5 protein-coding genes are annotated in these 10,988 nt (G+C 73.9%); all 5 read right to left on the bottom strand.

Annotated elements, in window-relative coordinates; translation table 11 throughout:
• Positions 1-84: 84 nt before the first annotated feature.
• Positions 85-2,388 carry a 1,4-alpha-glucan branching protein GlgB gene (gene glgB, locus OERS_RS16595; protein WP_068627122.1) on the bottom strand — a complete coding sequence of 768 codons (2,304 nt, stop codon included), beginning with the start codon at positions 2,386-2,388 and terminating at the stop codon, positions 85-87.
• Positions 2,389-2,527: 139 nt separating this feature from the next.
• A complete protein-coding gene (locus OERS_RS16600) occupies positions 2,528-5,344 on the bottom strand; it encodes a glycoside hydrolase family 2 protein (protein ID WP_248948675.1) in 2,817 nt (938 codons plus the stop codon).
• 124 nt (positions 5,345-5,468) lie between these two features.
• Positions 5,469-7,028 (bottom strand): hypothetical protein, encoded by a 1,560-nt coding sequence (locus tag OERS_RS16605; RefSeq protein ID WP_083201562.1) that lies wholly within the window; start codon positions 7,026-7,028, stop codon positions 5,469-5,471.
• Between the two features lie 68 nt (positions 7,029-7,096).
• Entirely contained in the window at positions 7,097-8,782 is a 1,686-nt protein-coding gene (gene treS / locus OERS_RS16610) for a maltose alpha-D-glucosyltransferase (RefSeq protein ID WP_436278141.1), read from the bottom strand.
• A gap of 161 nt (positions 8,783-8,943) precedes the next feature.
• A complete protein-coding gene (locus tag OERS_RS16615) occupies positions 8,944-10,974 on the bottom strand; it encodes an alpha-1,4-glucan--maltose-1-phosphate maltosyltransferase (RefSeq protein WP_068627124.1) in 2,031 nt (676 codons plus the stop codon).
• Positions 10,975-10,988 lie beyond the last annotated feature (14 nt).

Consider the following 10,988-nt stretch of genomic DNA (forward strand, 5'->3'; position numbering starts at 1 on the left):
GCGTGCCGAGGCCCTTCGTCGTTCACCGAGCCGTCGGCCCGGTGCGCCCGGGGCGGCGGACCGAGCGACCCCGGCGAGGTGGCGTCAGCCCTCCGGGACGGGCTCGAGGTAGAGCGCCCCGAGCGGTGGCACACGCAGGACGACCGAGGACGCGCGTCCCTTCCAGGGCCGCGGCTCGGACTCGACCTCGCCGAGGTTGCCGACCCCCGAGCCGCCGTAGACCTCGGCATCCGTGTTGAGGACCTCGCGCCAGCGCCCGCCGTGCGGCAGGGCGAGGCGGAAGTCCTCGTGGGGCGTCCCGGCGAAGTTCACGACGACGGCGACCTGGTTCCCGGCAGCGTCGCGACGCAGGAACGCCAGGACGTTGTGGTCGGCGTCCTCGGCGTCGAGCCACTCGAAGCCCGCCGGGTCGTGGTCGAGCGCCCAGAGGGCGGGCGTGCGCCGGTAGAGGTCGTTGAGGTCGCGCACGAGGCGCTGCACCCCGGCCTTGCCGGGGTCGCCGAGCCCCGCCCAGTCGAGGCTCGCGGCCTCGTTCCACTCGGCGTGCTGCGCGATCTCGCAGCCCATGAAGAGCAGCTGCTTGCCGGGGTGGGACCACTGGTAGGCGAGGAACGAGCGGACGCCCGCCCGCTTCTGCCAGTCGTCGCCGGGCATCTTGCCGTACAGCGAGCCCTTGCCGTGCACGACCTCGTCGTGGCTGATGGGCAGGACGAACTGCTCGGAGTAGGCGTAGACCATCGAGAACGTGATCTCGTGGTGGTGGTAGCGCCGGTTGATGGGCTCCTCGGCGACGTAGCGCAGGGAGTCGTTCATCCAGCCCATGTTCCACTTGAGCCCGAACCCGAGGCCGCCCGCGTCGGTGGGGCGCGTCACGCCCGGCCAGGCCGTGGACTCCTCGGCGATCATCATCACGCCGGGCGTGCGGCGGTAGGCCGTCGCGTTGGTCTCCTGCAGGAACGCGATGGCCTCGAGGTTCTCGCGCCCGCCGTGTACGTTGGGGTGCCACTGACCGGGGTTGCGCGAGTAGTCGAGGTAGAGCATCGAGGCGACGGCGTCGACGCGCAGCGCGTCGACGTGGAACTCCTCGAACCAGTACGTCGCGTTGGCGACGAGGAAGTTGCGCACCTCGTTGCGCCCGAAGTCGAACACGTACGTGCCCCAGTCGGGCTGCTCGCCGCGCAGCGGGTCGGGGTGCTCGTAGAGCGGGGTGCCGTCGAACCGTGCGAGCGCCCACTCGTCCTTGGGGAAGTGGGCGGGGACCCAGTCGAGGATCACGCCGATCCCGGCGCGGTGCAGCGTGTCGACGAGGTGGCGGAAGTCGTCGGGGTGCCCGAACCGCGAGGTCGGGGCGTAGTAGCTCGTGACCTGGTAGCCCCACGAGCCGCCGTAGGGGTGCTCGGCCACGGGCATGAGCTCGACGTGCGTGAACCCCGTCTCGAGGACGTACGCGGTGAGCTGCTCCGCGAGCTCGCGGTAGCTCAGCCCCTGCCGCCAGGAGCCGAGGTGCACCTCGTAGATGCTCACGGGGCCGGTGTGCGGGTCGCGGGCCGTGCGCTCGGCGATCCAGTCGGCGTCCGTCCACTCGTGCCGGGACTCGACCACGACGCTCGCGTTGGCGGGCGGGACCTGCGTGCCCTTGGCCAGGGGGTCGGCCTTCTGGAGCCACGTCCCGCCCGGGGTGAGGATCTCGTACTTGTAGAGCGTGCCGGGGCCGATCCCGGGCACGAACAGCTCCCAGACCCCGGTGTCGCCCAGGGCGCGCAGGGCGTGCGTCGTGCCCTGCCAGTGGTTGAAGTCGCCGATGACGCGCACGGCGCGCGCGTTGGGGGCCCAGACCGCGAACGCGGTGCCGCTCGTGGTGCCGGGGGAGCCGGGCTCGCCCAGGACGCTCGGGTAGGTCGTGGGGTTGGCGCCCAGGACCGTCCACAGCTCTTCGTGGCGGCCTTCGCGCAGCAGGTGCTGGTCGACCTCGCCGAGGGTCGGGAGGAACCGGTAGGGGTCGTCCTGGAGGGTCGTGGTCTCGCCGTAGCGCGCGCGGACCCGGTAGTCGGGGGCGTGCAGCACGGGCGCCGCCTGGGCGTCGGCGCCGAGCGGCTCGTCGACCGCGGCGGGCACGACCGCGACCCAGATCCCGTCCTGCTCGTGCGTCGCGGCGAACTCGCCGTCGAGGGTCACGATCGTGACCTCGTCGGCGAGCGGGCGCAGGACGCGCACCGTGGCGGCGCCGCCGGTGCGGCCGCCGGGGAGCGGGACGGCCGTCAGGTGCGGGCCGAGGACCCCGTGCGGGTCGAAGGACCGTCCCTGCGCGACGGCCGCGAGCGCCGCGGGATCGGCAGGGACGACGGGGAGCGGTGGGAGGGAGCTCGGAGGTGTCGATGACCCGGTCATGGCCCAACCTTTCCACGTCGCCGGGCTGCTTGTGCACTCCCCGCGCCGCGTCGCGGCGGTGGCGGCCCGGGTTCACCCGGGCCGAGGGGCGGCGCGGGGGTCGAGAGGCCGCGGTCGGGGTCGCGGCCGGCGGGTGGGGTCACGCGTCTCCGCGTGGGGTGCCGGTGCCCGGGACGAGCTGGTTGGCCGAGCGCAGGACGCTGCGGGCGACCAGTGCGTCGGGGTCGAGGGCGGCGGGGGAGGTCACGGTGAACGTGACGCTCTCGCCGGGCAGGAGCGTCACGAGCTGGTCGTCCACGGTCGCGTCGGGGTGCACCTTGTCGGCCAGCAGCGCGACGTCGCGCGTGAGCTCGCGGGCCGTGACGGCGACCTCGTAGCGGTGCGCGGGCCCGCTCGACCGGGTGGGGGTCCGCAGGGACCCGGGCACGGGGAGCGCCGGGTCGCCCGCCCGCTCCAGCACCCGCACCGAGGCGTCCAGGCCGGAGCCGGTCAGCGCGCTGTCGCGCGGCTCGGCGAAGAACCACAGCCCGCGCTCGTCGCCCAGGATCGCGACGACCAGCTCGTCGCGAGCGCTCGCGGCCGTCGCGACGTCGTCGGGCAGGAGGACCGTGCGCGTCTCGCGCGGCGCCAGCCCGACGCCGGCGCTCGTCTCCGCGAGGACCGTCCCGTCGTAGCGCACGCGGCGCTGGACGAGCGTCCCGCTCCAGGCGTCGGGCGAGTCGTTGACGACGACCACCGCGAGGACCGAGGGGCCACCGGGGACGGGGGCGCCGCCGTCGGGCCTGCGAGGCTGGAGCGTGACCAGGCGGTCCCGGTACGCGTGCCGGAGCGCGGACAGCGTGGGCTTGGCGCGACCCGCGCCGTCGACCGCGGCCCACGACGTGACGGGCCAGCAGTCGTTGAGCTGCCACACGATCGAGCCCGCGCAGCGGGGGCTCCACGAGCGAAGGTGCTCGATCCCGACCGTCATGGCGTTCGCCTGGTTGAGGGACATGGCCCAGTGCCAGTCGTCCATGTCGTCGGGCAGCGCGAAGTGGGGTAGCAGGCCGTCGGTCAGCTTGTCGTTGCCCTGCGCGGCCTTCTGGTGCACGAGCATCCCGGGCGACTCGGGCGTGAGCGGGTCGTCCGACAGGGCGTCGCGCAGCGTCGACCAGGTGGGTGGGCCCTGCCAGCCGAACTCGGCGACGAAGCGCGCGACGTGGTCGCGGTACACCTCGTAGCCCTGGCGGTTCCACGCGCCCCACAGGTGCACCGAGCCGTGCGCGTCGAGGTTGGGGTGCAGGTCGAGCGTCCCCGACCACGGGCTGCCCGGCGTGTAAGGGCGGCCCGGGTCGAGCTCCGCGAGCAGCGCGGGCAGCAGCCCGGTGTAGTAGCCCAGGCCCCACGTGCGGCCCTGGAGGCGCGGCTGCCAGTCCCAGTCGTGGAAGCCCCACAGGTTCTCGTTGTTGCCGTTCCACAGCACGAGGCTCGGGTGCGGGGCCAGGCGGACCACGTTGTCGCGCACCTCGGCCTCGACCTCGCTGCGCAGCGGCTCCTCCTCGGCGTACGTCGAGCACGCGAACAGGAAGTCCTGCCACGTGAGGATGCCGCGCTCGTCGCACAGGTCGTAGAAGCCGTCGGCCTCGTAGATGCCGCCGCCCCAGACTCGCAGGAGGTTGATGTTCGCCCGCTCGGCCTGAGCGATCCGCGCGGCGTACCGCTCGCGCGTCACACGGTGCGGGAACGCGTCGTCGGGGATCCAGTTGGCGCCGCGCACGAACACGGGCTGGTCGTTGACGACGATCACGAAGGACGTGCCGGGCTCTCCGTCGTGCTCGTCGGGCTCCATCTCGAGGCGGACGGTGCGGAAGCCCACGCGGTGGCGTCGCACGTCGAGGGGCCCGACGACGGCGCGCGGCCCGCGCGGTGCGGCCGCGGCCGGGGAGGTGGTCGGCTCGGTGGTCGGGAAGGGGGCGATGACGGCGTCGGCGCCCCGGTCGGCCAGGAGCTCGACCGTGACCTCGTACAGGGGCTGCTCGCCGAACCCGCGCGGCCACCAGCGCCGCACGGCCGGGAGGTCGACGTCGACGACCGCGGACGTGGCACCCGCCGGGACCAGGGCGGTCGTCACGAGACCCGCGACGTGGACCGCGACCCGGACGTCGACGGCAGCAGGCATCTCGACGGCCGCGCCGCCGCTCTCCTCGGCGCGCACCGCGTGCTCGAGGTCGACGTGGACGGCGAGGCGTGCCGCGACCGGGGCGTCGGCAGCGGGCGGTGTGTGCGCCGAGCCCTCGACCGTCGCCACGGGCCGCACGGCCGCGGGCCGGGCGCCCGACCACGCCTCGAGCGCGAGGGGACGCCAGATGCCCGACGTCGCGGTCTCCAGGCCCCAGTCCCACCCGAAGCTGCACGCCATCTTGCGGATCGCGTTGAACGGGTGGGGATTGGTGTGCGGGCGGTAGCCCATGGCCACGTTCTGCGCCGCAGCGTACGCGAGCGGCGAGGCGAACCGGACGACGAGCTCGTTGGTGCCCGGCCGCAGGTGCTCGTCGACCGGCAGGCGGAAGGTGCGGTGCTGGTTCGCGGTCTCGGCGAGCAGGTGTCCGTTGAGGCTCACGGCGGCGACGGTGTCGAGCCCGTCCGCGACCAGGTCGTGGCGCTCGTGGCCGTCGGGCGCCCACTCGAACGTGGTCCGGTACTCCCAGTCGCACCGGCCGATCCACGCGAGCACGTGCTCGTTGTCGTCGAGGTAGGGGTCGGGGACGATCCCGGCCGTGACGAGGTCGGTGTGCACGGTGCCGGGGACGGTCGCGGGGACCGGGGCGTCGAGGCGTGCGGCGAGGTGGGCCGGGACAGGGCCGGCCGCGGCCCGCACGGTCCAGCCCGTGTGCAGCTCGCGGCGCTCGAGGCTCCGCAGGGGAGACGTGTCGCCGTCGAGCGCCGTCGGGGTGGGGGAGGCGGGGGCCGAGGTCACGGGTGGCTCCAAGGGTGAGGGATCGTCGTCGAACCGCGGCACCATCATGCCTCGGGGCGCGTCGCTCCCGGTCGCGCCGGTGCGTGCGGCGACACCGGGGAACGGGCGTCGTGCGTTGCCCTGCCTACCGCCCGCCCAGCAGCCGGTCCACGGCCGTGAGCGGGATCGGCTCCCACGCTGGCCGGTTGCGCGACTCGTACACGACCTCGTACAGGGCCTTGTCGAGGACGAGCGCCCGCAGCAGGGCCTCGGTCGTCGCGAGCGAGAGCCCGGCCGTCCCGTCGTCCTCGCCCACGGCCCGCCGGTAGCCCTCGACGAACGCGGTGCGCGCCGTCGTCGTCCAGCGGGGTGAGCGGGCACCGCCGACCGCCGCCGCGTAGTCGAGCGAGCGCACGATCCCCGCGACGTCGCGCAGCGGCAGGTCCGGGCGCGTGCGCTCGGACACGGGACGCAGGGGCTCGCCCTCGAAGTCGAGGATCTTCCAGCCGTCGCCGCGCGCGTGCAGGGCCTGGCCCAGGTGCATGTCGCCGTGGATCGCCTGGAGCAGGGGCGGGGGAGCGTCGTCGCGCGCCAGGCGTTCGCCGACCTGGTCGAGGAACGCCTCGACGAGCGGGGCACGCCGCGCGAGCGGGATCGAGCCCGCGCAGGCCTCACGGGCCCGACGGCGCAGGTCGCCCAGCAGCCAGCCCGCCTCGAGCGGTGGCCCGGTCGGCAGGGCGACGCGCAGCGCGCCGTGCATGCTCGCGAGCGTCGCGCCGAGGTCGGCCGCGAGGTCGGCGAACGACCGGTCCTGGGACGCGTAGGCGCACGCGAGCTCGAACCCGTCCTGGGCGTCGGTCACGAGCTCGCTGAGGATCGCGAGGTGCGCCGTCCGTGCGGTCGCCCCGGCCTGCCCGGCCGCCGGCCCTGGGCCCGACGCGCCCGGCCCGGCGGGCCGGCCGGGGACGTCGACCGCGTCCCACGAGGCCTCGACCCAGCCGAGCGGGCGAGGGACGCCCGTCCACCCGACCCGCGCGAGCGCGTCCGGGACCACGACGTCCGGGTGCTTGCCGATCGCGACCGTCCGCAGGATCTTGAGGATCGAGCCCCCCACGACCCCGGGCAGGATCACCGACGTGTTGGACTGCTCGCCGCCGACCGTCCGGGCCCCGGCCAGGTCCGGGCTCTCGCCCGGTCCTCCCGCACGGGCCCCCTCGGCCGGCTCGAGCGCCGCGAGGAGGGCCACCCACAGGTCGGGGTGCGTGGCGCCGTCGTGCACCGCGAGCGGCGCGCCGAGCGGGTCACCGGGCCGGGCGGGCGGGCCCGGGACGAAGCCGACCAGGCCCGGCAGGGGCGTGCGAGCCGCGTCCTGGGCGTCCGCGCCGGACCCGGCGTCGGGAGAGGCCGGCTCGCCCGAGGCCGCGAGCCGACCCGCAGGCGTGAGCACGAGCGGGACCTGGATCACGAGGTCGAGGCCCTCGCCCACGACGCGCAGCAGGTGCAGCGTGCAGCGATCGGTGAGCGCGAAGCTCAGCCACGGGACGTGGCGCACCGCGAGCCCCTTGACGGGGTACCAGCGCTGGGCGGGCAGCCACGCGTCGAGCAGCCCCAGCAGGCGCGCGTCGGGCACCGGGGCGCGCTGCGGCGACCCGAGCGGTCCGTGGCGGGACGCGACGGGCGGGGACGAGACGGTCTTCGGCACCACGTCAGCTCCTTCTGCCGTCCGGGCGAGGGCTGCCGGCCCGGTCCCTACGACACCGTCGACGTCGGCATCTACGACACCGTGAGCCAGTAGAAGTCCCTCGACCCCCATGTCATCACGACGTCGCCGTCCTCGCCCACCGGGGGGAACGGTGCCCCGCCGAACACGTCGGTGAGCGTCGCCCCCGCGTGCTCGGGCAGGTGGATCGTGGCGGTGCGCGCCGTGGACGCGAGGTTCGCGACGCACAGGATCGTCTCGGCCTCGTTGCGGCGCAGGAACGCGAGCACCGCGTCGTTGTCGGTGCTGAGCGTGACCTGCGCGCCGTCGCCGAACGCGGGGTGCAGGCGGCGCACCGCGAGCATCCCGTGGACCCAGTGCAGCAGCGACGTGGGCTGTGCGAGCTGGCCCTCGACGTTGACGTAGCCGTAGTGGTGCACGAGCGACTGGATCGGCGGCAGGTAGAGCTTGCCCGGGTCGGCCGTCGAGAAGCCCGCGTTGCGGTCCGGCGTCCACTGCATGGGCGTGCGGACCGCGTCGCGGTCGGGCAGCCAGATGTTGTCGCCCATCCCGATCTCGTCGCCGTAGTACAGGCACGGGCTGCCGGGCAGCGACAGGAGCAGCGCGTGCGCGAGCTCGATCTCCTTGCGCGAGTTGTCCAGGAGCGGGGCCAGGCGGCGGCGGATGCCGACGTTCGCGCGCATGCGCGGGTCCTGGGCGTACCACCCGTACATCGACGCGCGCTCCTCGGTCGAGACCATCTCGAGCGTGAGCTCGTCGTGGTTGCGCAGGAACGTGCTCCACTGGGCGCCCGCCGGGATGGGCGGGGTGTCGCGCAGGATGTCCACGATCTGGTTGGCCCGCTGGTCCTTGATCGCGTAGTAGATGCGCGGCATCACGGGGAAGTGGAAGCACATGTGGCACTCCGGCTCCTCCTCGGTGCCGAAGTAGTCCACGACCTCCGCAGGCCACTGGTTGGCCTCGGCGAGGATGATCCGGCCGGGGAACTCGGTGTCGACCATCTCGCGCACGCGCCGCAGGAACCGGTGCGTCTCGGGCAGGTTCTCGCAGTTGGTGCCCTCGGCCTCGAACAGGTACGGGACCGCGTCGAGCCGGAACCCGTCCACGCCCACCTGCAGCCAGAACCGCGTCACGTCGAGCATGGCGTCCGCGACGCGCGAGTTCTCGAAGTTGAGGTCCGGCTGGTGCGAGAAGAACCGGTGCCAGAAGTACTGGCGCCGCACCGGGTCGAACGTCCAGTTGCTCGTCTCGGTGTCCACGAAGATGATGCGCGCGTCCTGATAGCGCGTGTTGTCGTCGCTCCACACGTAGAAGTCGCCGTAGGGGCCCTCGGGGTCGGCGCGCGAGGCCTGGAACCACGGGTGCTGGTCGCTCGTGTGGTTCATGACCAGGTCGATCACGATCCGGATGCCGCGCGAGTGGGCCTCGGCGATGAGCTCGGTGAAGTCGGACATGGAGCCGTACTGGCCCGCGATCGCGGTGTAGTCGGCCACGTCGTACCCGCCGTCGCGCAGGGGCGAGGGGTAGAACGGCGGCAGCCACAGGGCGTCGATCCCGAGCCACTGGAGGTAGTCGAGCCGCTCGATGAGCCCGCGCAGGTCGCCCGAGCCGTCGCCCGACGAGTCCGAGAACGCGCGGACCAGGACTTCGTAGAACACCGCGGTCCGGTACCAGGAGGGGTCGTCGGACAGGCCCCCGCGCTGCGCCAGGGGCGCGGCCGGCTGCCGCTGGGGAGGCAGTGCGCCCACGGGCAGGGGAGCAGGGGCCGTCGCGGGCGCGACGGGAGCCGGGCCGGCGGCGTGCCCGTCCCGGGCGACACCGCCCGAGGTGCCGCCCGGCACTCCGCCCGACGTGGCGGACGGCCCCTGGCCCCCGGGGGACGACAGGTACGGGGGCGCCGTCACGGCGCGCCCACGTGGATGACGTGCGCGACCTGCTCCTGCGGGACGAGCCGCACGTACACGTCCTGCCCCCACCCGTACGAGGCACCGCTCAGGAGGTCGTGCGCGACGAACTGCCCGTGCTCGGCCGGCACGCCCAGTGCCGCGAGGTCGAGGTGGACCATGGACTCCTGCGTGCCCCACGGGTCCAGGTTGACGACCACGATCACGGTGTCGGCGGGCTCGGGCGTCCCGGCCGGGGACACGCGCGCCGGCAGGTGACGCGAGAACGCGAGGACCTGGTCGTTGCTCGTGGGGTGGATCGTGAGGTTGCGGAGCTGACGCAGCGCGGGGTGCTCGCGGCGCACCTCGTTGAGCCGCGTGAGGAGCGTCGAGATGCCGATCTCCTCCGCGAGCGCCCAGTCGCGGGGCTTGTACTCGTACTTCTCGTTGTCGATCTGCTCCTCGACGCCGGGGCGCGGCACGTTCTCGACCAGCTCGTAGCCCGAGTAGATCCCCCAGGTGGGCGAGCCGAGGGCCGCGAGCACTGCTCGCACCGCGAACCCGGCGACGCCGCCGTGCTGCAGGTACGGCGGCAGGATGTCGTGCGTCGTGGGCCAGAAGCTCGGACGCATGGAGGAGCCGGCCGGCCCCGAGACCTCGGCGAGGTACTCCGCGAGCTCGGTCTTCTCGTTGCGCCACGTGAAGTACGTGTACGACTGGTGGAACCCGATGTGCGCGAGCGTGAGCATCATCGCGGGCTTGGTGAACGCCTCCGACAGGAAGATCACCTCCGGGTGGGTGGCGCGGACCTCGGCCAGCAGCCACTCCCAGAACTCGAGCGGCTTGGTGTGCGGGTTGTCGACCCGGAACGCCGTGACGCCGCGCGCGATCCAGACCCGCACGACGCGCAGCACCTCGGCGTAGATGCCCGCCGGGTCGTTGTCGAAGTTCAGCGGGTAGATGTCCTGGTACTTCTTGGGCGGGTTCTCGGCGTAGGCGATCGAGCCGTCGACGCGCGTCGTGAACCATTCGGGGTGCTCGGCGACCCAGGGGTGGTCGGGCGAGCACTGGAGCGCGAGGTCGAGCGCGACCTCCATGCCCAGGCGGCGGGCCTCCTTCACGAAGGCCTTGAAGGTCCGCTCGCTGCCGAGCTCGGGGTGGATCGCGTCGTGCCCGCCGTCCTTCGAGCCGATCGCGTAGGGCGATCCCGGGTCGCCCGGGAGCGCGGTGAGCGAGTTGTTGCGACCCTTGCGGTGCGCGGTGCCGATGGGGTGCACGGGCGTCAGGTAGACCACGTCGAAGCCCATGGCGGCGATCGCGGGCAGGCGCCGCGCGGCGCTCGTGAACGTGCCCGACCGCCAGGTCCCGTCCTTGAGGCGTCGCGCGCCCTCGGAGCGGGGGAACATCTCGTACCAGGCCCCGGCGAGGGCGAGCGGCCGGTCCACCACGAGCGGGTACGTGCCCGACGGCGTCACGAAGTCCCGCAGCGGTGTGCGGGCCAGGGCGTCGCGCACCTCGGGCGACAGGGCTGCCGCGAGACGAGCCGGCGAGGGGCGCGACGGGTCCGCGAGGGCGGCTGCGCCGTCGTGCAGGGTCTTCGCGTCCTGCGGGCTCAGCCCCGCCAGGGCCGTGATGCGCTCGAAGAGCGCGACGCCCTCGGCGAGCATGAGCTCGACGTCGATGCCCGCCGCGACCTTGATCGCGGCGTCGTGCGCCCAGGTGCCGTACGGGTCGGACCACGCCTCGACGCGGAACGACCAGGCGCCCGGGGCGTCGGGCGAGAGCGTCGCGCGGAAGCGGTCGAGGCCCGGGGCCACGTCGACCATGTGCGCCCACGAGTGGTCGCTGCCGTCCGGGGCGACGAGCACCGCGGTCGCCGCGACCGCGTCGTGCCCCTCGCGGAACACCGTGGCCTCGACCGGGACGGCCTCGCCGACCGCGGCCTTGGCGGGCCAGCGACCTCCCTCGACGACGGGGGAGACGTCGAGGACCGGGATGCGACCGATCGGGGCGGCCGGCGCGATCGGGGGAGCCTGCCGGGGAGCCACCGGGGGTACCGGGC

This window comes from Oerskovia enterophila (assembly GCF_001692445.1).
GTDB lineage: Bacteria > Actinomycetota > Actinomycetes > Actinomycetales > Cellulomonadaceae > Oerskovia > Oerskovia enterophila.